Below are 23,655 nucleotides of genomic sequence, written 5' to 3' on the forward strand. Positions count from 1 at the left end.
AATGCCCGACACGACCAGACGGCCGAAGTTCGAGTTCGCGGACGGCCTCCGCGCGGTGGCCGCGCTCTCGGTGGCGGTGTTCCACGCGACGGCCTTCACCGGTCACACGGGCGACGTCGACGAGAGCCTTCCGGCGCTCGCCCGCATCGTGGAGATCGGCGACTATGCCGTCCCGGTGTTCATCGTGCTCTCCGGGTACGTGCTCATGCTGCCCGTCGCCCGAACCGAGGGCTACGCGCTCCGCGGAGGCGTCTGGAAGTACATCGGGCGGCGGGCACGGCGCATCCTGCCCCCGTACTACGCGTCACTCGCGCTGTTCCTCGTACTCATCGCGCTGATCCCCGTCCTTCAGAACCCTCACGACACGGCGTGGGACAACAAGATCCCCGTCACGGCCGGCGGCCTCGTCTCGCACCTGCTCCTGGTGCACAACTGGAGCCCCGGCTGGATCTACCAGATCAACGGCCCCGCGTGGTCGGTCGCGACGGAGTGGCACATCTACTTCCTCATGCCGCTCGTGCTCCTCCCCCTCTGCCGTCTGCTCAATCCGTGGCTCATGCTCGTCGTCGCCCTGGCGATGGGGCCGGCGATCACCTCCCTGTTCCCGTCGGCCGGCTCCGGGAACTACTGGTTCATCGGCCTCTTCGCGCTCGGGATGATCGCGGCGCTCCTCACGGTGCGCGGGACCCGGGACGTCCGCTGGCTCGGATGGGCGGCCGCCGGGGTGTTCGCGGTCGCCGTGCTCTGGACGATCCTGGACGCGCCGGACGGGCGCCTGGCCGAGATCGCCTCCGAGACCCTCGTCGGCGCCGCCGTGGCGATGGGCCTCGTCGCGATGGGGCGTGCGGCGACCGCCGAGAAGCGCAGCGTCGGGCGCCGCGTCTTCGAGTGGCGCCCACTCGTGAACGTCGGGCTGTGGTCGTACAGCATCTATCTCATCCATTCGCCGCTGCTCGGCCTCGCGAACCTGATGCTGTTGCCGCTCGGTCTCCCGACGCTCGCCCACTGGCTCGTCATGGTCTTCCTCGTGCTGCCGGTCGTGCTCGCCGTGTGCCGCGTCTTCTTCCTCCTCGTCGAGCGTCGCTTCACCACGAGCCACCAGCAGCGCGAGTTCACGCGCGACTCGGGTCGCACCACGGGGAGGACAGGGCCGGAACGGCCGCATGCGCTAGAAACGTAGGGATGACTACCAACGACGATCCGTGGCGGTCGATCTCCGGGCGGACGGCGCAGGCAATCGCGATGGAGATCCGCTCACTCATCGAACAGGGGACCGTGCCGCCGGGCGACCGGCTGCCGACGGTCCGCTCACTCGCGCAGACGCTCGAGGTCTCCCCGACGACCATCACGGAGGCATGGAACCGCCTCCTGTCGGCCGGTCTCATCCGGACGGAGGGGCGACGGGGCACCTTCGTGTCGCCCCGCGTCGGCAAACGCAGCGTCGAGACCGCGCTCGGCTCGATCGTCATGGACGTCGCGCAGGGGGCCGTCGACGCGTCGCTGCTCCCCGACCTGCGTCCCGCGATCGACGCCGCGCTGCGATCACCCGATCTGCACGCGCACGACTTCTCGTACATCACGAACGAGCTCCGCGCGGCGGTCGAGCCCTCGTGGCCCTACCGTCCGGAGGCCTGGACGACCACGGACGGCGGGATGGACGCCGCATCGCTCGCGCTGCGCGCGCTCACGCGACAGGGGCATGTCGTCGCCCTCGAGCAGCCCGCGTCGCAACGCACGATCTCGCTGCTCCGCACCGCGCGCCGTCGTGTCGTCGGCGTCCGCTGGGACGACGAGGGGCCGAGCCCGGACGAACTGCGGCACGCGATCGAGGCGCAGAACGCCTCTCTCTTCGCCTGGCAGCCGCGAACCCACTACCCGACCGGGCGCACCGTCTCCGAGCGGCGTCTCGACGCCCTCGCGGAGGTCCTCGAGACCCATCCGCACGTCGTCGTCCTCGAAGACGATCTCGCCGGCGACGCGTCGGTCGCGCCCCCGCGCAGCCTCGCGGCCCACCTGCCCGACTCCGTCGTGCGCATCCGCTCCTTCGACGCCGCGTACGGCCTCGACCTGCGCACCGCCGTCGTCAGCGGCAGCCGTGACAACATCCGTGCGCTCAACACCGCGCGCGGCGCGCTCGCCGTCTGGAACAGCCGGATCCTTCAGAACGCGCTCGCCTGGCTCCTCCAGGACGCCGACACACAGACACTCGTCGACCGCGCGGCGAAGACGTATCAGAAGCGCCGCAGCGTTCTCGTCGATGCGATCCGCGGTCACGGCGTGACGATGGACGCGGGCACGGGAACGGTCGTGTGGGTGCCGGTGAAGGACGAGGTCGAGGCCGTCGACGTGCTCGACGACGCGGGCATCGCGAGCGGCCTCGGCAGCGTGTGCTGGCTCGACGCCTCCGATCAGCGACACATCCGTGTGCCGGTCGGCGCGCACGAGCTGGGGCCGGTCGAGAGCGCACGGCTCGCCGCCGCCGTCGCCCACGCTGCGCGGTAGCGGCGCTCGAAGACGCGACACCCGATGCGGCCTGCAGGAGTCAGCCGCGTGCCCAGGCCTCGGCGAGCGCCGCGTACGACGCCGCTCGGCGATCCAGGTCGTGGGCGAGGATGCTCACGACCACCTCGTCGGCGTCCAAACGCGTCGCGAGTGCACGGATCCTGGCCGCGGCTTCCGCGGGCGTGGCCGCGATCAGCGCCGTCGCGCGGTCGGCGACGGACGGGTCCTCGCCGACGCCCACCGGCCCCGAGGAGGGGAAGGGCGTGATCCCCTCGCCCGCGCGCTGCCGACGAACCCATTCGAGATGGGCGTCGGCGAGCCGCTGCGCCTCCCGGTCGTCTTCGGCGACGCAGGCCTCGACCGATACAGCGACCCGCGGCACGTGCCCGTGCTCGGCGGACACGGCACGGTAGTGCTCGACGGCCGAGCCGGCGGTCTCGGGGCTCATGTGGTGGTTCGCCGCGAACGGCAGGCCGATCTCTCCTGCGATCCGCGCGCTCTCGCCTGCGCTGCTGCCCATCGACCACAGCTCGACCTGCGCGCCTCCGGGGAGGGCCGACCAGCGCGTCGCGTCGTCGTCCGCGAACTCGTCCGCGAGGAACGCCCGCACATCGCGGATGAGCGCGCCGTGGTCTTCGGCGAGCGCGTCGCGTTGCTGCAGCAGCTCGATCCTCCGCGCGAAACGCGGCGAGGCGAGGACGGCGTGCGCGCGCCCGCGCGGCCCGGGGGCCTCTCTCCCCCGGGCGGCCGATCGGCCGAAACCGAGATCGACCCGCCCGGGGGCGAAGGCCGCGAGCGTGGCGAAGTCCTCGGCGATCGACACGGCCGTGCGATGCCCCGTGAGCGTCGCCGCGGAGCCGATCCGTATCCGCGAGGTGCGTTGCACCGCAGCGGCGAGCACCGGGACGGGGTTGACGGATGCGATGCCCGCCGTGAGGTGGTGCTCGGCGAGCCAGTACCGGTGGTATCCCCATCCCTCGGCCTGCTCCGCGAGCGCGACGCTGCCGCGGAGGGTCTCGGGCGCCGTGTGGCCTTCGGGGATGACCGCGAGGTCGAGGACGCCGAGAAGCGGCCGTACGGCGCTCATCGGATGCTCCGCTCCGCATCGAGCGCATCGAGGGCGTCGGCGATCCGGGCCACGGCGACGGGGATGTCGGCGACCGGGGTCGCGCTGAAACCCAGCCGAAGGGCGTCCGTGTGCGAGGCGCCGCCCGGGACGGCGAACGCCTCGCCTGCGCTGAAAGCGGTTCCGCGCGCCAGCGACAGCTCGCGCAGCCGGGACGCCGAGAGCTCGGCGTCGGCGAGGCGTGTCCAGAGGAAGAAGCCGCCGTCGGGCTCGCCGAAGGTCAGGGCCGAGCCGATGTCCCGACGGATCGCCGCTGTGAGCGCCGATGCCCGGCGGGCGTGCTCCTCCGCGAGCGCGCGGACGATGCCGTCGAAGGCTCCCGGCTGCGCGAGGAGGTCTGCGACGGCCGCCTGCACGAGCGTTCCGGGATGCTGATCGGTGCGGGATCGCACGGCGACGAGAGCGGGGACGAGCCACTCGGGAACGACGGCCCATCCTGTCCGGAGGCCGGGCCCGAGCGATTTGGAGAACGTGTCGATCCGGATGAAGGCCTCGTCGTCGACCGCGGCGTCGGCCACCTCCCGCCCGTTCCAGCGGGTCCGGCGATAGGGGTTGTCCCACAGCACGAGGAAGCCGTAGCGGTGGGCGAGGTCCGCGAGTCTCTCGCGACGCGCGGCGGAGAGGGTCGCCCCCGTGGGGTTCTGGAAGTCCGGGACGGTGTAGACGAGGCGGGGCCGCAGCCCGCCCTGCAGCAGTCGTTCGAGCGCATCCGTGTCGAGCCCGTCGCTGTCGACGCCGACGCCCACCGTCCGCGACCCCGCGAGTTGCAGCACCCGCCGGAACACGGGATAGACGGGGTCGTCGGTGACGACGACGTCGTCGGGTCCGAGCAGCGCGAGGACGATGAGCGAAAGCGCGTGGAGGGCGCCGTTGGCGACGACGACGCGTGCCGGCGAGACGCCCTCGCGAGCGGCGATCAGGTCGACGAGCCGCGGCAGACCACGCGGCGACGAGTACTGGAAGGCCGGCGCCCCCGGATCGGACGCCGCGCGTGCGACGGCCTCCGCGATGGCGACACGAGGCAGCGCCTCGGTCGCGGGATTCCCACCGAGGAGGTCCACGGCGCCCGGTGGTCGCCCGCCGAGCACCTCGGTGAACGTGCGGGGCACATCGAGTCGTTGCGCGAAGGCGGACAGGGGCGGATGGGATGTCATGAGCGCTTCTCCGGGGAAAGGTCGGGTGCGGCTGCGAGCAGGTCTCGTGTGAGCGGATCGTTCGGCTGACCGAAGACCCGGCGGATCGGGCCCTGTTCGACGATGCGTCCTCCGCCCATCACCGCGACGTCGTCGGCGATCTCCGCGACGACGCCGAGATCGTGCGTGATGAACAGGTAGGCGAGGCCCGTGTCGCCCTGCAGGGTGCGCAGCAGATCGAGGATCTGCGCCTGCACCGACACGTCGAGAGCAGAGACGGGCTCGTCGCAGACGAGGAGCTCAGGCCGCAGCGCGATGGCCCGCGCGATCGCCGCGCGCTGCAGTTGGCCGCCCGACAGCTCGCCCGGCCGACGGCCCCCGAAGGAACGCGGCAGCGCCACCTGTTCGAGCAGTTCGTCGACGCGCTCCGACCGCTCCCGGCGGGTGCCGACGCGGAAGACCTCGAGCGGCTCGGCGATGGCCCGGCGGATGGGAATGCGCGGGTCGAAGGAGGAGTACGGGTTCTGCGGCACCAGCTGGATGCGCCGGCGCAGTTCCCGCAGCCCCTCTCCGCGCTGGGCGGTCGTCTCGACGCCGTCGAAGCGGACCTCCCCCGCCGTGGGCGATGCGAGCCCGAGCACGGTGCGCGCGAGCGTGGTCTTCCCCGATCCCGACTCGCCCACGAGTGCGAACGTCGTGCCGCGGACGACGTCGAACGAGGCGTCGTCGACGGCGACGGTCCGGCCGAACCGTTTCGAGAGACCGCGCACGCTCAACAGGACGTCCGACCGGTCCGGCAGCGGGCGGGTGAGCGCGTGGCGCGGCGAGGGGACGGCGTCGAGCAGCTCGGCGACGTACGGGGCACGGCCCGCCCGCGACCGCTCGCTCGGGGCGAAGGCGTCGACGACCTCGCCCGCCTTCATGACGATCACGCGGTCGGCGCGCTGGAGGGCGATGGCCAGGTCGTGCGTGATGAGGAGCAGGGACGTCCCCCGATCTCGGGCGAGCGCCCCGAGGTGGTCGAGGACACGCCGTTGCACCGTGGCGTCGAGTGCGCTCGTCGGCTCGTCGGCGACGATCAGCTCGGGGCCGGCGACGAACGCGCCCGCAATGAGCGCGCGCTGCCGCATGCCCCCTGACAGCTCGTGCGGCCACGCCCGGGCGACGCGCGGCGCGTCCGGGATGCCCGCCGCCTCCAGGGCCTCGTCCGCCCGTCGCTTCGCGTCGGGATCCCGCACGGCGCCGTGGGCTCGCAGGCTCTCCGTGACCTGATCGCCCACTCGACGGGTCGGGTTGAGCGACGTGCCGGGGTCCTGCGGCACGTAGCCGATGCGCGTCCCGCGCAGGCTCCGCCATCCGGCCTCGTCCAGCGCAAGCAGATCGGTGTCGCCGAGCGTGGCCTCTCCCTCCGACGTGCGCGCCGCCGGCGGCAGCAGACCCAGGACGGCACGGGCGAGAGTCGTCTTGCCCGAGCCGGATTCGCCGACGATCGCGACGGTCTCACCGCGCCCGATCGTGAGGGACACCCCGCGGAGAGCAGGGATGTCCGGGCCGTAGTCGACGCTGAGGGATGTGACGGTCAGGAGCGCGGTCATGCGCTGCGCCCGCTCTCTCGGGACAGTGATCGGGAGAGGTGGTTGACGGAGAGGACGACCGCCACGACGACCGCGGCGGGCAGCATCGTGAGCCACCATGCGGAGGCGAGGTAGTCGCGTCCTTCGGAGATGAGGTTCCCCCATTCGGGAGCGGGCGGCGGCGTCCCGAACCCGAGGAAGCTCAGGGCCGAGACGGCGAGGACGGCCGTGGCGAGGGTGGCGACGGCGAGGACGACCACCGGGCCGAGGACGTTGGGCAGGACGTGGCGCACGAGCATCCGGGGCCCGCGCACGCCGAGCGCGCGGCAGGTCTCCACGAAGTCGCTGGAACGCACGCGCATCGTCTCCGAGCGGACGACCCTGGCGAACGACGGCAGCGACCCGACGCCGACGGCGATCGAGATCTGGAGCGACCCCGCGCCGAGCGCCGCGATGACCGCGAGCGAGAGGAGGAGGCCGGGGATCGCGAGGACGACGTCGATCGCCCGCATGAGGACGCCGTCGACGACTCCCCCGAGGTATCCCGCCAGGATGCCGACGAGCGAACCGGCGACGAGGGCGATGACGACGGCGAGCAGCGTCGACCGGATGGAGAGGGATGCGCCGTGGACGACGCGGATGAACAGGTCGCGCCCGAGCTCGTCGGTGCCGAACAGGTGCGCGGCCGAGGGAGCCCCCAGCCGATCCTCGGGGACGGCGCGTAGCGGGTCGCCCGGAGCGAAGAGCCCGGGGGCGATCGCCCATCCGGCCACGATCACGACGACGGCGATGGCGAGCAGAAGCCCGGGCCTCCGCAGAGCGCGCCGGGCGAGGTCAGCGGCGGCGGTCACGGTGCCTCACGATCGTCGGGTCGAGGACGGGGTAGAACAGATCGACGACGACGTTGACGACCACGAACACGGCGGCGCCGCACGCCACGATCCCCAGGACGACGGGCAGGTCGCGTGCGACGACGGCCGTGATCGCGATGCGGCCGAGGCCCGGGCGGGAGAAGACGGTCTCGACGACGATGGAACCGGCGAGGAGGTCTCCCACGAGCAGCGCCGCGGCCGTGAGAGCGGGAAGGCACGCGTTGCGCAGCAGGTGGGCGAAGAAGATCCGCGGGCGGGAGGCGCCGCGTGCGATGAGGACGGTCGTGTAGTCCTTTCGCTCCTCGGCGACGATGCCCTTCGCGAGGAGCTGGGCGATGAGCGCCGCGGCGGGTATCGCCAGCGCGATGACCGGTAGCACGAGCGACGTCGCGCCGCTCGCGCCGAACGCCGGAAGCCACCCGAGCCGGAACGAGAAGATCTGCAGCAGCACGAGACCCGTGACGAACGTGGGGACGGACAGGCCGAGACCGGGCAGCGAGAGCAGCAGCTCACGGATGCGCGAGCGGCGGGGGCTCAGAGCGGGGAGGGCGAGCACGACGCCCGCGACGACGCTCACCGCGAGGGTCGTGCCCGCGAGCACCGCCGTGGGCCCGATCGACTCGGCGATCATCTCCGTCACCGGGCGCCCCGTCGAGATCGACGTGCCGAGGTCTCCGCGAAGCGCTGCCCACAGCGACTCGCCGTACTGCACGATGACGGGACGGTCGAGGCCGAGCTCGGCGCGGAACCGAGCGAGCTCGGCGGGGTCGATGGACTCCCCCTCTCCCCCGGCCGCCATGATCGCCGCGGGATCGCTGGGGAGGGCGTAGAGGATGAGGAACCCCAGCGTGTAGGCGGCGACGAGCACGATCACCGCCTGCATCGCGCGTGACGCGAGGTAGCGGATCATGCGTTCGTTCGGCCGGAGAACACGGACGCGGGCCTGTCGAGGCCGAGGACCTCGCGCAGCGTCGTGCCGGAGACGCCTTCGCCGCCCAAGCATCCCGCTGTGTCCGGGCCGGCGATCGAGACGCCGCGGGAATCCGCCCCGTCGAGCACGATGTCCACCCACCGTGCGCTCCGGCCCTCGGAGGCCAGCGCCGCGGCCTCGGCCGCGAGGAGCACGACGGGGCGTCCCTGCGGCGGGCGGGGCGTGATCGACGGGCCCGCGATCGTGAAGTCGGGGCCCGTCGCGTCGACGGCGTGGAGCTTCGCACGGTCGAGATACCGGCCCGTCGCCCGATCGCGGATGACGGCGTCGTCCTCCCAGCTGTCCCAGAGGAGCGCCACGGCGTCCACGACGGCGGCCGCATCGGCCATCGCCTCGGCATCCCGACCGGCATCGGGGATCAGCCATCCGGCGCGCCCGCGCGTCGTGTGATCCAGCGTCGCCAACGCACTCGACATATGCGACGGCTCGACGCCATCCGCCCGGTGCTCGACGACGATTCCGATCCGCGACGTCCGCGCGCCCAGGTGCGCCGCGACGTGCAGGGGCGAGAGCCCGCCGACCGCCGCAGCCGTGACGACGAGGAACGGGGCCGTGCCCGCGTCGAGACGACGAGCGGTCTCGACGACATCAGCGAGCGCGCCCGCGGTCGACGCCGACGACGCTGGCGGCAGCAGGATTCCCGAGGTCATGCGATCTCCTTCTCGAAGCACCTGCTGATCAGGTCGTCATCGGAATAGGGTCCGAAGGGCGCGATGGGATGCCACGACTCGCTCTCGTACAGGGCGATCGCCGCGTCCTGGCGGAACCCGGTCTGCAGGCGCAGGCGCACGATCCCCCGTTCTGCGGCGCGACGCTCGAGGTCACGGAGCACGATGCGGGCGAGCCCTCGCCGACGGTGGGCACTCGCGACGGTGAGACGCTTCACCTCGAACGCGTCGTGCACGTGCGCGATCACGCCCGCGGCGACGACCTCCTCGCCGCGGCGGACGACGCTCACCGACACGACGTCCTCCCTGACGAGCGGCGCCACGCGCTGCTTGCTGAGGTCGTCCTCCGCGTACAGCGGTAACACCTCCTCCGCACTCCGGCGCAGGAGGTCGATGAGCGCGGGGTCGTCCCAGTCGCCGTCGCCGACGAGGTAGTCGGACGCCGTCATACGCTCGCTCTGTCCGGCGCGGAGACGCCGAGGTGCTCGCGAAGCGTCACTCCCTCGTACTCGGTGCGGAACAGTCCCCGCTCCTGCAGGATCGGCACGACGCGCTCGAAGAACCGGGTGAGCATGTCCTGCGACGGCGGCAGGAGGACGAACCCGTCCGCCGCCCCCGTGCGGAACCTCTCCGACATGGCGTCGGCGATCTGCTCGGCCGTGCCCGCGATCGACCAGTGCCCGTACGACGCCGCCTCGAGGCCGACCAGCCGCCGAACGGTCCAGAGCTCCGTCGTGGCGAGACGGTGGAACAGCTCGTAGCGGCTGCGCCGCCCCTGCACCGACGCGGGATCGGGGAGGCGGCCCGGCGGGATCACGTCCGAGAACCCGAGGCCCGAGAGGTCCGCGCCGCCGAGCTGGTCGGCGAGACGGGCGACCGCCGTCGGCTCGTCGACGAGGTCGAGGAGCTCCTCGCGGATGCGTGTGGCGTCCTCTTCCGTGTCGCCGATGACCGGGCTCAGACCGGGGAGGACGACGACGTCGCTGCGGCGACGGCCGAAGCCCTCGGCCCGGGAGCGGATGTCGTGGATGAACGCCCGCGACTCGTCGGCGTCCTGCTGAGCCGTGAACACCATCGAGGCGTGTCTCGCCGCGAGGTCTCGTCCCGGCTCCGACGAGCCGGCCTGCACGATGACGGGTCGCCCCTGCGGCGAGCGCGGCACGTTGAGCGGCCCGGCGACCCGGAACCGCGGGCCGTCGTGATCGAGCGGATGGACCTTCGCTGGGTCCGCGAACCGGCCCGCCGCGCGGTCTCGCACGAGGGCGTCCGGCTCCCAGCTGTCCCAGAGTCCCGTCACGACCGCGGCGAACTCCTCCGCCCGCTCGTAGCGCGTGTCGTGGTCTGGCCACTCGCGATGCCCGAAGTTCTGCGACCCGACGCTCGAGGTGACGGCGTTCCATCCCGCGCGCCCCTTCGAGATCTGGTCGAGGGCGGCGACCTGACGAGCCAGCGTGTACGGCTCGGAGAACGTCGTCGACGCCGTCGCGACGAGGCCGATCCGCTCGGTACGCATCGCGAGGGCCGAGAGCATCGTGAGGGGCTCGAAGTAGAGGTACGGCTGCTGCACGCGCAGCGCCTCTCGGTTCACGGACGACAGGTCGGAGATGAAGAACGCGTCGAGCAGCGCGGCCTCCGCCTGCCGGGCGAGGTCGACCATGAGCTCGATCGTGCCCCACTCCTCGACACGGCTCCCCTCGCGACGCCATGCGCCCTGGTGCACCCCGCCGACCCCTGCCGAGAGGGCGAGGTGCATCCGGGCGGGCGCGGTCAGTTCGCGAGCCATGCGTCGTAGAGGAAGATGCGGGAGGAGGAGTCGAACGACACGTCATGCAATGAGGTGCTCGTGGCCGCGACCTGTGCGAGCTCGTACACGGGGATGCCGTAGCCGGCCTCGACGACGAACTGCTGGATGTCGGCGGACGTCTCGGCGCGCGCCGTCTCGTCGGAGGACGTCTGCAGCGCGGTGAACAGGCCGGTCAGGTCGTCGTCCGCGAACCGGGCGGGGTTCGTGTCGGCGCCCCCGAAGGTCGTGCGCAGCACATCCGCCTCCGAGCGCGTGAAGTTGCCGAAGCTGAAGGCGAGATCCGGCTCCTGTACGGCCTCGAGGTAGTCGGCGACCGCGAGCGGACGCAGAGTCAGCTCGACCCCGATGTCGCCCAGCTGCTGCTGGACGAGTTCGAGGACGCTCTGATTCGTGACGACGCTGTTGAGGTAGGCGACGTCGAGGGAGAGCCGAACGCCGTCCTTCTCCCGGACGCCGTCGGAGGCGGTCTCCCATCCCGCGTCGTCGAGGAGCGCGGCAGCCGCGTCGGGGGCGTACGCGAGCTCGTCGGAGACGTCAGCGTAGCCGGGCGTGCTCGTGGCGAGGACGGAGGTCGCGGATGCGTACGACGCGCTCAGCACGCTGGCGAGCTGGTCGCGGTCTATCCCGATCTGGATGGCCTGGCGCACCGCGGCGTCGGCCGTGATCTTGTTCGAGGCACGCGGGTAGAGCGTGTTCACGACACCGGGGTTCGCGCGGTCGATGACGTCGAAGCCGGCGCCCGCGAGGGTCTCCTCGTCGGTGGGCTGCACATCGGTGATGGCGTCGAGCTGCCCCGACTGGAGGGAGCCGACGCGCACGCTCGACTCGCTGACCACCTGGAACGTCACGCTGTCGAGATAGGCGTCGCCCTCGTGCGCGGCGCGGGCGGACGGCCACCCGTACCCGTCTCGCCGTGTGAGGACGGTCGATTCGTTCTGCGTGTACGAGTCGTAGACGAACGGGCCGGTGCCGACGATGCTCTCGGGCGCGCAGCGCTCCTCCGCCGTCTTCTCCAGGGTGGACTCCGCGACGATGCCGAGCTGGACGACCGATGTCGTCGCCAGGAAACCGGCGGACGGCGTGGAGAAGTCGATCTGCACGGTGTGCTCGTCGATGGCCGTGGCTCCCTCGTATCCGGCGAGGTATCCGGTGACGAGCGAGGTCGCGGCGCCGAGCGAAGCGATCGTGTCGAAGTTGCGCACCACGACGTCCGCGTCGAGCGCGGAACCGTCGCTGAAGGTCACGTCGTCGCGCAGTGTGAACGTGAAGCTCGTCGCGTCGTCGTCGACCGTCCACGACTCTGCGAGCCAGGGCAGCACTTCGCCCGTCTCGGGGTCGAGGTCGGTCAGGCTGTCGACGACCTGCCGGCTCGCGCTGATCGACGCGGCGTTGCCGTTCTGCTGCGGGTCGAGGCACGTCGGATCGGCGGAGATGCCGACGACGACGTCGCCGCCTGACTGCGGCTGCTGCGTCGCGGCCTGGTCTGCGTCGCCCTCGGCGGGGGTACAGGCGGCGAGGAGCGTTGTGGACGCCGCGAGCGCCATGACGAAGGCGCCCGCACGGATGCGGGCGGTGCGGGTGAGGACCATGTCTCTCCTTGATGGATGGTGCACGACGGGATGGGCGGCGGGTCAGGGGCTGCGGAAGCGGAGCGGATCGAGGCCGAGATGCTCTCGAGCGGTGACCCCCTCGTAGGCCGACGGGTATGCTCCCCGGGTCTGCAGCTCAGGGACGAGTCGGTCGACGACCTCGTCGAATCCGCCGGGGGTGAGATAGGCGCCGAGGGCGAAGCCGTCCGTGATGCCGGCGTCGGTGTAGCGGAGCATCGCGTCCGCGACCGCGGAGGGCGTGCCGACGAAGGCAGGCCGGCCGTACACGGCCGCCATGAGGCCGCGCAGCGAGAGCCCCTCCTGCTCAGCGCGCTCGCGCCATCCGCGCACCGTCTCGAGGGGGTCGCGCTTGGATTGGACACGCCCCTGCGTAAGGTGCGTCTCGGGGCGCACGGGGTCGTAGGACGGCAACGGCCCGTCGGGATCGACGCCGTCGAGCGAGCGACCCCACACCTGCTCGGCGAAGGCGATGGCCCGCTGACCCGTGACCTGGGCGAGGGCGTTCTCTCGCGCACGCTCCTCGGCGTCTGCGGCGCTGTCGCCTAAGACAAGGCGCGCGATCGGGAGGATGCGCACCTCGGAACGGCTGCGCCCCGCCGCGATCAGCCTCTGCTCGAGGTCGGTCGCGAACCGATCGGCGGCGTCGTACGCCGTGTTGAGCGAGAAGACGACGTCCGCGAAACGCGCGGCGAAGTCGCGCCCGTCCGCCGAGTCGCCGGCCTGGATGTACAGGGGACGCCTCTGCGGGAGCGGATCGATGCCGCTCACGCCGTCGACCGCGGCGAAGGCGCCGTCGTAGCGATAGCGCCCGCCGTTCTCAGAAGCGCGCCAGATGGCTTCGGCCGACGCGATGACATCCGTCGCCCGACGGTAGCGGTCGACGTAGTCGAGGTAGCCCCCGCGGCGGAAGTTGCCGCCCGTGAAGGCGTCGTTCGTCGTGACGATGTTCCAGGCGGAGCGCCCGTCCGAGAGGTGGTCGACCGTCGCGAGCCCCGTCGCCAGCTCGACGGGGTCGGTGTAGGTCGTGTTGAGCGTCGCGGCGAGCCCGATGCGCTCGGTGACGGCCGAGAGCGCGCCGTAGAGCGTGAGCGTGTCGGGGCGGCCGGCCACGTCGAGCTCGAAGAAGCGACCGCGGTGCTCGCGCACACGCAGCCCCTGCCCGAGGAAGAGCAGGTCGAACAGGCCGCGCTCCGCCGTGCGGGCGATGTGCTCGAACGACTCGACGGCGATCTGGCTGCCGGCGTCGGGGTGCGACCAGACCGTGGTGTGGTTCACGCCCTCGACGAAGGCCGCGAGATGCACGCGCCTTCGCGAGGCGGCTCGGTCGTGGTTCGTCTGCACGACCGCAATGCTAGGAATCTTTGTACCAACACACGGTGGCACATTGACGCAAACGGTAACAGAGGCAGCGTTCCCGACCGTCCCTCGGACAGCGGCAGACGATCGGGCCGGTCTGCGGCACCGCCGCACAGTCCGTCCGACTAGCGCCTACCGCTCCCTAGCCGGAAGCGTGAAACAACCTCGCCTCCACGACAGGTCAGCTGCAACCCGGCGTCGACGTCTCGACGGGCACGTCCTCGACGAGCGGGGTGTGCACGACGTTGAGGTCGCCGTACTCCTCGCCCTCGGCACCCGCGAACGTCACCTCGATCGTGTGCGACGTCGCCGGCTCGTTGATGATGCGGATGCGAACCGCCGGGCGTCCCTCGTCGTAGCTGCCCGCGTCCGGCATGATCTCCGCGCCGTCGACCTTCGCCGACGCCCACGTTGCCCCGACCGGGCCGTAGAACACCATGTCCGTCGCCTTGACTCCGCGCTCGAAGTATCGGCCGGTGGAGACGTACAGAGGCAGACCCGCGACATCGCCCGGCTGCAGCGTGTAGTTGTACGTCGCCTCGACCGTGAACGTCGCGGCCTCGTCCGCCGCGACCTCGCAGACATCGCTCGTCGCGGCAACGCTCATGTCGGCGTAGTAGTCGAGCTTGCCCTCCGTCGTGTCGTTGACGAAGACGCCGATGTCGGTGGCCTTCTCGTTGCTGTCGTTGAGAGGGCCTGTGAGCGTCGTCCCTTCGACTGCTGCCGCCTCCGTCGGGTCGGTCGACGAGTAGAGGACGCGGCCTTCGCCCGACGCCTTGCCGATGGCCTGCGCGAGTTCGACGATGTCGGCCGAGCCGCTCGTGACCTTCTCGAACACGCCGCCGGCAGCAGCCGCGAAGTATGCGTCCTGCGCAGCTTTGTCGGCGAAGGACTCACTGGGATATTTGACGTACACACCGTTGAGCAACGTATCGACTGCGTTCGCTGAGGTCAGCTGAGCGCCGTCCACCAGGTCGACCGGTCCTGTCGCCTTGAGGATGTAGCCGAGAGTCGTGGGGTCGAGCGAGAGGACACCTGTTCCCGGATCTCCGTATGTCTCCTGCCAGTAGGCACGGACCAACGCCGCCGTCTGATCGAAGTCCGGGATCATGGTCGAGTCCTGGATCCAACGTCCGACACGGTCGGTGTAAAGCGCTGTGAGGGATTCGCTCACCGGGAGAATCGTCTCGCCACGGCCATTGATGAAGTCCGTCGACGACGCCTGCTGCGTGATCGAGATGCGCCCCTGATCTGCCGTCAGCATCAAGAGCGATGCAGGATTTCCACCTGTGGTCCGCGCCTCCGCGGTGTTCTGAACGATGACGATGTAGTTCCGCGGCCCGTCGGCTCCGAGCATCGTCGGCAGATGCGGCATGAGGTCGTCGAGCCGGTTGAGCGTGGGCCAGAGCGTCCCCACAGCCTCCGTCAGCTGACCGACGATCGAGCCGACCGGCGACAGCAGGGTGCTCGTGTCGATCGCCGAAAGGTCGATCTGCACCTTCTCTGTGGCGACGGCCGCCTGCGACATCGGCGCTGCGAGCTCCCGGACAGCGCCCAGGTCGATGGCGCCGTCCTTCGGACCGATCGCGGCGATGTCGACGGTCGCGAAAGGAGTGAGCGCATCGCGGACGAGATCATCGCCCGCTGCTGCGGAGAGTCGGACCGACTGAAGGTCATCGCCCACGAACGGGATCCATTCGACCCCCCGCCAGAGGATGTGACCCGTCGCGGCGCGCGCAACGCCCGTCTTCTCTGCCACTTCGTCGACGGCCGCTTCGGCTGTCGCCGTGTCGCCGGCCGCGATCGCATCCTGAACGTCGCCTGCGAGGGGCACGACGTCCTTGAGCGCACTATACGCCAAGAAGGCGCTGACCCCGAGCACAGCCGCGTATGCGAGGAGAAGAACGGGGATGCCCCAGCCGAGCCAGCGACGGATGATCTTGCGCCGACGAGACTTCTTCGTCGGCTGATCGGACTCGCCGTCGACGGGCGGCTCGTTCATCGTGCGTGCGCTCATGCTGCTGCGGGCTCCTGCGGTCGGCCGGGCTCAGCGACCTTACTGAGGAGGTCGTCCGCCCAGCATAGTTCGCGATCGTCGGCCAATCCGGGGAGGATGCCGACCACGATGCGGATCACGCGCGATGTCGCCGGTAGATCTCCACGGAGTCTTCGCCGATCCCATCATCCGTGAAGCTCTCTCGAACACGCTCGACAGCCGCCGCTCCCATGCTGCGGCGAAGATCGGGATCGTCGATGAGACGCCGCGTAGCTTCGATGAGTTGCTCGTCAGTGTCCCGGACGAAGCCCGTCACTCCATCCAGAACGGTGTCACGGTTCCCGACGACATCAGTCGTCACAGCGGGGATGCCTCTCCCCTGCGCTTGGATCAGCGAGAGCGCCATCCCCTCCCACAATGTCGGGAAGAGGAAGATGTCTGTGTCCGCGAAGATGTCCTCGAGTTCATCGGGGGTCGCCCACTCGCGCAGTTCGACGGGAGCATCGCCGATCCAGTTGGCCGCGTCTTCGGCAGAACCGCCCCCGACCCAGAGAAAACGTGCGCGGCCCTCGAGCGCGCGGGCGACCGCGGCGAATCTCCACGGGGCCTTCTGGTAGGTGATCCTGCCGGTCATCGTCACGAGCACAGGTCCGCTCGCACGCTCTTTCCTCACGACCAGGGAGGACTCCGGCACACCTGATTGCAGGTATTCGACACGAGGCGCCCGGAGGCGTTCACGGGCGAGCTCCACCTCGCCTGCCGAGGTGACGATCAGCGTCCCCTTGCGGGCGAAGATCTGCTCCAGAGTTCGGTAGAACGAGCGAACCAGGGCGGGAGAACTCTCACGGAGGAAGGCGAAACCATGGGGTGAGTAGAAGAGTGATGCCCTCACCCCCACTAGAGCGAGCCTTCCGGCGACCCCGGCGATCGAGGAGTGAAGATGGATCACGTCGTACTCATGCCGGCGCGCAAGCCGGCGCAGCTCCCGCATCATGAGCGGGATGTCTCGTAGCGTGGATCCACCAGACAGCGGCTCACGGAGAGACACATCCGGGTGAAACCGCTCCCTCATCACTTCCGGCGATGGTGTGTCCGGCCGGACCGTGTAGAGCACCGTGACGGACGCTCCTGCTTCGACCTGGCGCCGCGAGATGCTGTCGACGATGCTAACGATGCCGCCGCCCATCGCTTCCGTCGCGTGGAGTACCCGAAGGGGAGAGCCCGGCTCACGCTTATCGGTCATGCCTTCTCCGTCATGGTCGTCCAGGTACGCCGTACACCTTCATCCAAGTCGACAAGCCGCGTCGGCTCGCCGAAGTCCGAGCGGTACCGATCCGTGCTCAACGCGATGTGCTGCACGAACGTCGGAGGAGTGGGCTTGCGTTCGATGACGGGCTCGATTCCCGTCACTCGGCGGATCGAGGCGATGATCTCATTGAGAGAGTGCGACCGCCCGCTGCCTACGTTGTATACGGCATGGCGCCCGCCACCTGCCATGGGGGCGACGAGCATCTTCGCGGCGTCCTCAACGTAGATGTAGTCACGCTCCATCGACCCGTCGCCGAAGACAGTGATCGGTCTACCCGATGCGAGATTGCGCAGGAAGATGGGAATGACGCCCTGGCGACGCGTGGGGCTCTGCCTCGGGCCATACGGGTTGGACAGCCGCAGGATCGTCGATTGGAGACCGTGCACCCTGCGAAAATAGTCGAGGTACCGCTCGATCGTCAGCTTGCCTATGGCGTATGGGGAGACCGGCAGCGGGGTCGCATCCTCGTCGACGACGTTCGTGGGCTGCTCTCCGTAGATTGCGCCGCCAGTCGATACGAAGTACAGGTGCCCGACGCTTGCTTCGGCGGCCACGCGGAAGAGTTCAATGCTCGCCGTCACATTCGTGCGGATATCGAGGAGCGGATCCGCCTCTGCCGAGGCAGGGTTGGTCATGGACAAAAGGTGGAAGATCACGTCCTGTCCAGCAACGATGTCTTCGACGTCCCCGACGTTCAGGAAATCGCCGGCGACCTCACGCACCGGGTCGGCTCGGAACCTTCGCAGTCCCGAGAACCGATCGAATACTGTCACCTCATGTCCTGCCGCCACGAGCTCATCGACGACGTAGGAGCCGATGAAGCCGTTGCCGCCGATCACCAGGCATCTGGTCATCGCGTACCTCCCGGGCGTCTTGGAATCACGTCATGCACATGGACGGCAAGCGAATCCACAGATTCGCTCTCACGAGACTCTCACGCGGGGGCACGAACGGGCTGCAGCCACCCCAGGCACCTCGGATCCGCGCCACGGCAGTCGAATCACCCTATCCGCGATCACAGCTCCCGCAGAATTCCCACCCGCCACGAGGGCACGGCCTTGCACGAGAGCCGCTCCGACGCTATGGTCTGGCGCCCGGGTCCCGAGCGATCCTGTAGGGACGTCAGGGGTGATTTAGGCTGTGGTGGTTGCGCAAGAGCGCACCGGGAGGAAGGCCGAGCACGGTGCTGAACCAACAGGACTCTGACCATCTCGCCAAATTGCGCACGGAGACGAAGAACACGCTCCGGGAGACGATCGGCGACACGCGTCACGTGGCGATCATCGACGCGCCCAATCAGAGGAACGTCGGAGACTCGCTGATCTGGGAGGGGGAGCTGGCGTACCTCACCCAACTCGGCTATGAGATCTCGTACGTCTGCGACCTCAACAGCTACGATCCCAAGGATGTCCGCCGCCGCCTCCCCAAGGGGGGAACCGTGCTGTTGCACGGAGGAGGGAACTTCGGGGACCTCTGGCCCGGCCATCAGGCGCTGAGGGAGAGAGCAGTCGCCGACTTGCACGACTACCGGATCGTTCAGCTCTCGCAATCCGTGTACTTCTCCGACGACGAGCGCGCGCGCGCGGCGAATCGCGTTCTGGGCGCGCACCCGGACTTCCGTGTGCTCCTTCGCGACACCCTGTCTTTGCAGCGCGCCAGCCGCCTCCTGCCGGATCTGAACTGCACGTTCTGTCCCGACATGGCATTGGGATACTCACCGCGGCTCCCCGATGGCGTCGCTCGCGAGCCGCGAGAGGTGCTGGTCATCGCGCGGGCTGACAAGGAGTCCGCGTCGGGACTCCGTTCGATCGATTCTGATTGGGCGGCGCCGTACGAGTTGCACGTCACCGACTGGGGGCTGCACGCAAGCGATCCGCTGGGCTGGAAGGCCGCGCGTCTCGTCGCCCGCTTCAACCACAAGATCGTGGCTGTCCGGCGCAGACTTCACGTTCCCCTCCCGAGCCTCCCGCAGCGGCTGCTCCAACGCGTCGTGCTGTACATCAACGCCCGCAATGCGGACTCTGCGCTCCGGCTGTATGCGCAAGCACGCGCTGTGGTCGTCGATCGACTGCACGCGCACGTGCTTTCCGTGCTTCTCGGAATCCCGCATGTCATGCTCGACAACAACTATCGGAAACTCGGCGCTGTCTTCGACGACTACACGGGCGAGTTCACCACAGCGCGATACAGTCTCGATCTCGATGACGCGCGTCGTCAGACCCAGGAGGTGCTCGAGCAACGATGATGGCCTTCATCACGAGCATGCGACACCCTGACAACGCCGACGACTACGCGTACAACGAGACTCTGCTGAGCGCGACGCTTGCCTCTCTCGAGCAACAGACGAGCGACGACTACATCGTCATCATCGTCGGGAACCGCGCCCCGAGCTTCCCGCTTCCGCAGAGAACACGATTCGTGGAGGTCGATTTCGAGCCGCCCGCACGCGTGAACGGGCCGCACGCGGACAGGTCAGGATTCGTCAAGGACAAGGGGACCAAGATCGGAGCAGGTCTCCTTGCGGCGCGAGAGCATGAGCCCGACTGGGTGATGATCTTCGACGCCGACGATTTCGTCCACAGGGACCTCGTCGCCTTCGTCGAGACACGTCCGGGCTCTGACGGGTGGGTGATCGATCGGGGCTGGATCTACTCACGTTCACGGAACGGCTACCGTCGCCAGGAGGCGTTCAATCGAACCTGCGGAACGTCATACATCATTCCGTTCGACGCATACAACGTTCCTCCGGATCTCTCGATCCACTCGACGCAAGAGGCGCTGCTCGCCGCATACGGGGACGTGCTTCCGAACATTATGGGAGCCCACCGCAATGCCGAGACCTGGCATCGCGCGCACGGACGCACCTTGCGATCATTGCCGTTCCGGGGCGCCGTGTACCACGTCGATACCGGCGAGAACCACTCCGGCAAGGCGCTCGCGGGAGTCATTCGCCCGCTCGATGCGCAGCTGACGACGGACTTCGCCATCACGTCGGATCGACCCCGTCCGTCGACGATCTTCGCATGCCTCGGCCCCAAGTCGATCGGCGAGTCGATCTGGATGCTCGTCAAGCGCCTCCTCGGACCTGCCTACCGTGCGGTAAGACGCGGAACTCACGGCACGGCCGCTCGACATGACGGCTGAGTTCCCCGACGGCCCAGATGACCTAAGAGGGAAGGTCACTCGCTCGATCGGTTGGGTCGTCCTCGAGCGCTGGGGGTCGCGGCTCCTTCAACTCCTCGTCATCGCCGTCCTCACACGTCTGCTGGGGCCCGAGACCTTCGGCATCATCTCGCTGGCCACGGCGATCATCGCCGTTCTCCAAGTCACCGTAGACGCGGGCTTCGCCAAGGCGCTCATCCAGATCAAGGAGCTGCGGGAGAAGGACGCTTCGACAGCCTTCTGGACGTCGCTCTCCATCTCACTCGCGATCTACACGCTTCTCTTCTTCGGAGCGCCCTTGGCCGCCGATGTCCTGTCGCAGCCGCTGTTGACGGACGTACTCCGTGTGATGGGACTGTCGTTGCCGATCTGGGCTCTGTCACAGACGCCCGCCGCGCTTCTCGAACGCTCCTTCGGGTTCAAGCTTCTCTCCATCCGTCAGCTGATCGCAGCCACGGCCGGCGCGCTGGCCGCCATCCCGGTGGCATTGCTCGGCGGAGGCGTGTGGGCGCTCGTCACGCAGACGCTCGTCACCGCTGCCGTTGCATGCATCGCCCTCTGGGCGACGACACCATGGCGACCTCGCTTCGAGTATTCCGCGGAGTCGCTCAGGCGGATCTGGCCGATCGGCCTCAGCATCATGGCGACCGAACTGCTCGATGCGGTCCAAGGCAATATCGACAAGCTCGTCATCGGCTACTTCTTCAACGCGGAGATCCTCGGCTACTACTACCTCGCGCAGCGTGTCGGCACGTTGCTCATGGAACTCGTGACGACGGTGATATCGCGCGTCTCGCTCACGACCTTCTCTCGCGTGCAGGACGACCTGCCTCGTCTCAACCGGATCTTCCGGCAGATGACCTTCGCGGCCGGCTTCGTCGGCGTCCCCGTCTTCGCCCTCACCGCGACCCTCGCTCCCCAGATCATCCCGTTCGTGTTCGGCGAGGGCTGGGACCAGTCGATTCCCATCCTGTGGGGTCTCGCAGCCGGATGGGGGCTGGCCGCGGTCATGTACTTCGACCGACCGATCCTCCTGTCGCGCGGACGCGCGTCGGCAGCTTTCTGGTTGGCCGTGCTCCAGAACATCGTCGGAGTCGTGCTCGTGTTCGCTCTTCTGCCCCTCGGCATGGTGGGCATCGTGATATCGCGTTGGGCGAGGGTGTTCGTCTGGCCGGTCCGACTCTGGGTCGTGAAGCGCGCGATCGACCTGGACGTGGGAAAGTACCTGCTTCAGATCGCGAAGGTCTTCGGTGCGATGCTCCCCTGGGCGACACTCATCATCCTTCTCCAGGGCACCGCATGGGCCCAAGGCGAATGGGCGCCCCTGCTCTTCGCCTTGCCTGTCGGCATCATCGCGCTCGCCGGATATGCCGCAACGGTGTGGGGCATCGCTGACACGGAGACTCGGGATGTCCTCCGCCCTGTGCTCGCCCGAGTGTTCAGACATCGACGTGCCTGACGCGCGGAAATCCCCGCCCTCCGCATTCGCATCGGCAAGAGTGTCTCTGCCGAGGAGACGCTCACGAAAGCCCTACGCTGACCACGCACATGCGCCCGCAGTCCCGGACGAACAGAAGACTCCATGACGACACGAGCTTCAACCCCCCACGTCGAGGCATCCGCATACCGTCCGGACATCGACGGGCTCAGATCCATAGCCGTCACAGCCGTCGTGCTGTTCCATGCCGGTCTGACCGCTCTGCCCGGCGGCTATGTGGGCGTGGACGTGTTCTTCGTCATATCGGGGTATCTCATCACGCGCCAGGTCGTGTCGGGCGTGGGACGATCGTCGTTCTCCTTCTCCGAGTTCTATCTCAGGCGCGTACGACGGTTGCTCCCCGCCGCCTTGACGACGGCGGCAGCAACCGTCATCGTCGCGCTGTTCTTTCTCCCGCCGTTCCGTATCGCGGAGATAGCCCAGTCGGCTGCCTCAGCCGCCGTCTCGCTGTCCAATGTCTACTTCTGGCGCGAGTCCGGATACTGGGCTGAGGCGTCCGCCAGCCAGCCTCTCCTCCATACCTGGTCGCTCAGCGTCGAGGAGCAGTTCTACCTGGTCTGGCCGCTCTTCCTCGTCCTCCTTCTCCGGTGGACGAGGCGCTTCACACCCTTCGCCATCGCCATCCTCACCGCCCTTTCTGTGGTGATCACCTCTTACTTCTCGATCGCTTCGCCCGACGCGGCCTTCTATCTCACCCCGTTTCGCACATACGAGTTCGCGATCGGTGCGCTGTGCGTGTGGATCGAGCGTCGATCCTGGCCGCCGAGCCGCCGGGGATCCGCCACGCAATCCCTGACGTGGCTGTGCGGCGTGGCGCTCATCGTCTTCGCGGTGCTGACGTTCGATGAACAGGGAACCACTTTCCCTGGTTGGATCGCGCTCGTTCCCACCGTGGGCGCCGCGCTCGTGATCGTCGCGCGCCGTCCCCGCGGCCTGGACGCCGCCCTGAGCAATGGCGTGATGCGGTACATCGGTCTCCGGTCATACAGCATCTATCTCGCCCACTGGCCCGTTCTCGTGTTCGCAAGGGAGTTCACGGGCGAGTTGACGTTTGGGTCCGCCTCCCTCTGCCTCGTCCTCACCGTCGCTCTCGCAGAGCTCCAATACCGCGCCGTCGAAAGGCCCCTGCGCGTGAGAGGCCCCCACGCGCCCGCTGCCGTTCCACGACGCGTGTCCGCCGCTCGCTTCACCAAACGCGCGTTACCGGCTCTCGGCGTCGCTTTGACGCTATGCGTCGGCAGCGTCGGGGTGGCATGGGCTGCTTCGCGCCCAGAGGCGTACGAAGCTGACGTGCGGCCGGTCGTCGAGCTGGACAGGGACGCCGTGAACGCGTTCCGCCGCGCTGAGACGAACGCGCTGTGCGCGTCCAAGACCGGCGTTCTGTGCGGCACGCCGTCGGATGAGCAGCCCAATGTGCTCGTCATCGGCGACTCCATCGGGCCCGAGGGCTTCACGTTCGCGACGACGCTGGCACCGAATGCGAACTACCTCACAGGCGAACGTGTCGGGTGCCCGCCGCTTCCCGATCTCGGTTCGATCGACGGGGTCGACGCCGGCTGCGCGAGCTACAACGAGAGGCGTCTCTCCGACATCGCCGATCTCGCGCCGTCCGTCGATCTCGTCGTCGTATCGATGCGGCTCACCACCGAGCGACTGAGCGAGATCACAGGTCTCCTCGAATGGCTGGACGCCCTCGGGCTGAAGGTCGCCGTCCTCGGACAGGGCGCGCACTACGACCAAGCGGCTTGGCAGACGATCGCGGCGCACGGTTCTGTTGATGGCGTCGAAGAGGCGCTCCATGCTCATCTCGACGTCACGGCAGGGGCCAATCAACGCCTTGCGGATGCAGTGGCCTCTGCAGGCGCGCACTACATCGACCGCTGGCCTTGGATGTGTGACGAGTCGAGCTGCAGAGCATATCTGGGCGACGACATCACCGACCTCGTCATGGTCGACACCGCCCACATGACCCGCAACGCCACCGTCGCGCTCGCCGAGGCGCTGGCCGACGACCCAGCCGTGCGCGCAGCATTCGCGGACGTCAGGTGACGAGC

General features: G+C 68.9%; 19 protein-coding genes. 6 read left to right on the forward strand and 13 right to left on the reverse strand.

The window, feature by feature from the left end:
* Position 1 precedes the first annotated feature (1 nt).
* Both N8K70_RS13245 and N8K70_RS13250 read left to right on the forward strand, forming a co-directional pair.
* Positions 2 to 1,180, forward strand: a complete 1,179-nt coding sequence (locus tag N8K70_RS13245) for an acyltransferase family protein (protein WP_317138816.1) — start codon at positions 2 to 4, stop codon at positions 1,178 to 1,180.
* 2 nt (positions 1,181 to 1,182) lie between these two features.
* Complete coding sequence (locus tag N8K70_RS13250; RefSeq protein WP_317138817.1) at positions 1,183 to 2,502, forward strand: aminotransferase-like domain-containing protein; 1,320 nt, start codon at positions 1,183 to 1,185, stop codon at positions 2,500 to 2,502.
* 40 nt (positions 2,503 to 2,542) lie between these two features.
* Here N8K70_RS13250 and N8K70_RS13255 read toward each other — a convergent pair whose 3' ends face one another.
* From N8K70_RS13255 to N8K70_RS13315, 13 genes are all read right to left on the reverse strand, one after another.
* On the reverse strand, positions 2,543 to 3,589 hold the full coding sequence (locus tag N8K70_RS13255; RefSeq protein ID WP_317138818.1) for an MsnO8 family LLM class oxidoreductase: 1,047 nt from the start codon (positions 3,587 to 3,589) through the stop codon (positions 2,543 to 2,545).
* A complete protein-coding gene (locus N8K70_RS13260; protein WP_317138819.1) occupies positions 3,586 to 4,782 on the reverse strand; it encodes an aminotransferase-like domain-containing protein in 1,197 nt (398 codons plus the stop codon). The genes N8K70_RS13255 and N8K70_RS13260 overlap by 4 nt, the downstream gene beginning before the upstream one ends.
* Positions 4,779 to 6,356 (reverse strand): ABC transporter ATP-binding protein, encoded by a 1,578-nt coding sequence (locus tag N8K70_RS13265; RefSeq protein ID WP_317138820.1) that lies wholly within the window; start codon positions 6,354 to 6,356, stop codon positions 4,779 to 4,781. Before N8K70_RS13265 ends, N8K70_RS13260 begins: the two co-directional genes overlap by 4 nt.
* A complete protein-coding gene (locus N8K70_RS13270) occupies positions 6,353 to 7,186 on the reverse strand; it encodes an ABC transporter permease (protein WP_317138821.1) in 834 nt (277 codons plus the stop codon). Before N8K70_RS13270 ends, N8K70_RS13265 begins: the two co-directional genes overlap by 4 nt.
* The gene (locus tag N8K70_RS13275) at positions 7,170 to 8,117 is read right to left on the reverse strand and encodes an ABC transporter permease (RefSeq protein ID WP_317138822.1); all 948 of its coding nucleotides are present in this window, start codon (positions 8,115 to 8,117) and stop codon (positions 7,170 to 7,172) included. Before N8K70_RS13275 ends, N8K70_RS13270 begins: the two co-directional genes overlap by 17 nt.
* On the reverse strand, positions 8,114 to 8,848 hold the full coding sequence (locus tag N8K70_RS13280; RefSeq protein WP_317138823.1) for an LLM class flavin-dependent oxidoreductase: 735 nt from the start codon (positions 8,846 to 8,848) through the stop codon (positions 8,114 to 8,116). Before N8K70_RS13280 ends, N8K70_RS13275 begins: the two co-directional genes overlap by 4 nt.
* The gene (locus N8K70_RS13285; protein ID WP_317138824.1) at positions 8,845 to 9,315 is read right to left on the reverse strand and encodes a GNAT family N-acetyltransferase; all 471 of its coding nucleotides are present in this window, start codon (positions 9,313 to 9,315) and stop codon (positions 8,845 to 8,847) included. Before N8K70_RS13285 ends, N8K70_RS13280 begins: the two co-directional genes overlap by 4 nt.
* Positions 9,312 to 10,649, reverse strand: a complete 1,338-nt coding sequence (locus N8K70_RS13290) for an LLM class flavin-dependent oxidoreductase (RefSeq protein WP_317138825.1) — start codon at positions 10,647 to 10,649, stop codon at positions 9,312 to 9,314. Before N8K70_RS13290 ends, N8K70_RS13285 begins: the two co-directional genes overlap by 4 nt.
* Positions 10,634 to 12,259 carry an ABC transporter substrate-binding protein gene (locus tag N8K70_RS13295; protein WP_317138826.1) on the reverse strand — a complete coding sequence of 542 codons (1,626 nt, stop codon included), beginning with the start codon at positions 12,257 to 12,259 and terminating at the stop codon, positions 10,634 to 10,636. The genes N8K70_RS13290 and N8K70_RS13295 overlap by 16 nt, the downstream gene beginning before the upstream one ends.
* Positions 12,260 to 12,301: 42 nt before the next feature.
* Positions 12,302 to 13,621, reverse strand: a complete 1,320-nt coding sequence (locus N8K70_RS13300) for an LLM class flavin-dependent oxidoreductase (protein ID WP_317138827.1) — start codon at positions 13,619 to 13,621, stop codon at positions 12,302 to 12,304.
* Positions 13,622 to 13,817: 196 nt separating this feature from the next.
* Positions 13,818 to 15,653 carry a DUF4012 domain-containing protein gene (locus tag N8K70_RS13305; protein WP_317138828.1) on the reverse strand — a complete coding sequence of 612 codons (1,836 nt, stop codon included), beginning with the start codon at positions 15,651 to 15,653 and terminating at the stop codon, positions 13,818 to 13,820.
* A 115-nt stretch (positions 15,654 to 15,768) separates the two neighbouring features.
* On the reverse strand, positions 15,769 to 16,875 hold the full coding sequence (locus N8K70_RS13310; RefSeq protein ID WP_317138829.1) for a glycosyltransferase: 1,107 nt from the start codon (positions 16,873 to 16,875) through the stop codon (positions 15,769 to 15,771).
* Positions 16,872 to 17,795 carry an NAD-dependent epimerase/dehydratase family protein gene (locus N8K70_RS13315; RefSeq protein ID WP_317138830.1) on the reverse strand — a complete coding sequence of 308 codons (924 nt, stop codon included), beginning with the start codon at positions 17,793 to 17,795 and terminating at the stop codon, positions 16,872 to 16,874. Before N8K70_RS13315 ends, N8K70_RS13310 begins: the two co-directional genes overlap by 4 nt.
* A 329-nt stretch (positions 17,796 to 18,124) precedes the next feature.
* Between N8K70_RS13315 and N8K70_RS13320 the strand changes: the two genes are divergently transcribed.
* The 4 genes from N8K70_RS13320 (at position 18,125) to N8K70_RS13335 (ending at position 23,650) form a co-directional block, all read left to right on the forward strand.
* Positions 18,125 to 19,186 carry a polysaccharide pyruvyl transferase family protein gene (locus N8K70_RS13320; protein ID WP_317138831.1) on the forward strand — a complete coding sequence of 354 codons (1,062 nt, stop codon included), beginning with the start codon at positions 18,125 to 18,127 and terminating at the stop codon, positions 19,184 to 19,186.
* Entirely contained in the window at positions 19,183 to 20,085 is a 903-nt protein-coding gene (locus N8K70_RS13325; protein WP_317138832.1) for a glycosyltransferase family protein, read from the forward strand. Before N8K70_RS13320 ends, N8K70_RS13325 begins: the two co-directional genes overlap by 4 nt.
* The gene (locus N8K70_RS13330) at positions 20,075 to 21,562 is read left to right on the forward strand and encodes a lipopolysaccharide biosynthesis protein (RefSeq protein WP_317138833.1); all 1,488 of its coding nucleotides are present in this window, start codon (positions 20,075 to 20,077) and stop codon (positions 21,560 to 21,562) included. Before N8K70_RS13325 ends, N8K70_RS13330 begins: the two co-directional genes overlap by 11 nt.
* 123 nt (positions 21,563 to 21,685) lie before the next feature.
* On the forward strand, positions 21,686 to 23,650 hold the full coding sequence (locus N8K70_RS13335) for an acyltransferase family protein (RefSeq protein ID WP_317138834.1): 1,965 nt from the start codon (positions 21,686 to 21,688) through the stop codon (positions 23,648 to 23,650).
* Positions 23,651 to 23,655 lie beyond the last annotated feature (5 nt).

Source organism: Microbacterium sp. AB (assembly GCF_032878875.1).
Taxonomy (GTDB): Bacteria; Actinomycetota; Actinomycetes; order Actinomycetales; family Microbacteriaceae; genus Microbacterium; species Microbacterium betulae.

Coding starts and splice junctions, on each gene's coding strand:
- N8K70_RS13245 (WP_317138816.1), top strand. CDS start 2: ATGCCCGACACGACCAGACGGCCGAAGTTCGAGTTCGCGGACGGCCTC.
- N8K70_RS13250 (WP_317138817.1), top strand. CDS start 1,183: ATGACTACCAACGACGATCCGTGGCGGTCGATCTCCGGGCGGACGGCG.
- N8K70_RS13255 (WP_317138818.1), bottom strand. CDS start 3,589: ATGAGCGCCGTACGGCCGCTTCTCGGCGTCCTCGACCTCGCGGTCATC.
- N8K70_RS13260 (WP_317138819.1), bottom strand. CDS start 4,782: ATGACATCCCATCCGCCCCTGTCCGCCTTCGCGCAACGACTCGATGTG.
- N8K70_RS13265 (WP_317138820.1), bottom strand. CDS start 6,356: ATGACCGCGCTCCTGACCGTCACATCCCTCAGCGTCGACTACGGCCCG.
- N8K70_RS13275 (WP_317138822.1), bottom strand. CDS start 8,117: ATGATCCGCTACCTCGCGTCACGCGCGATGCAGGCGGTGATCGTGCTC.
- N8K70_RS13280 (WP_317138823.1), bottom strand. CDS start 8,848: ATGACCTCGGGAATCCTGCTGCCGCCAGCGTCGTCGGCGTCGACCGCG.
- N8K70_RS13285 (WP_317138824.1), bottom strand. CDS start 9,315: ATGACGGCGTCCGACTACCTCGTCGGCGACGGCGACTGGGACGACCCC.
- N8K70_RS13290 (WP_317138825.1), bottom strand. CDS start 10,649: ATGGCTCGCGAACTGACCGCGCCCGCCCGGATGCACCTCGCCCTCTCG.
- N8K70_RS13295 (WP_317138826.1), bottom strand. CDS start 12,259: ATGGTCCTCACCCGCACCGCCCGCATCCGTGCGGGCGCCTTCGTCATG.
- N8K70_RS13305 (WP_317138828.1), bottom strand. CDS start 15,653: ATGAGCGCACGCACGATGAACGAGCCGCCCGTCGACGGCGAGTCCGAT.
- N8K70_RS13310 (WP_317138829.1), bottom strand. CDS start 16,875: ATGACCGATAAGCGTGAGCCGGGCTCTCCCCTTCGGGTACTCCACGCG.
- N8K70_RS13315 (WP_317138830.1), bottom strand. CDS start 17,795: ATGACCAGATGCCTGGTGATCGGCGGCAACGGCTTCATCGGCTCCTAC.
- N8K70_RS13325 (WP_317138832.1), top strand. CDS start 19,183: ATGATGGCCTTCATCACGAGCATGCGACACCCTGACAACGCCGACGAC.
- N8K70_RS13330 (WP_317138833.1), top strand. CDS start 20,075: ATGACGGCTGAGTTCCCCGACGGCCCAGATGACCTAAGAGGGAAGGTC.
- N8K70_RS13335 (WP_317138834.1), top strand. CDS start 21,686: ATGACGACACGAGCTTCAACCCCCCACGTCGAGGCATCCGCATACCGT.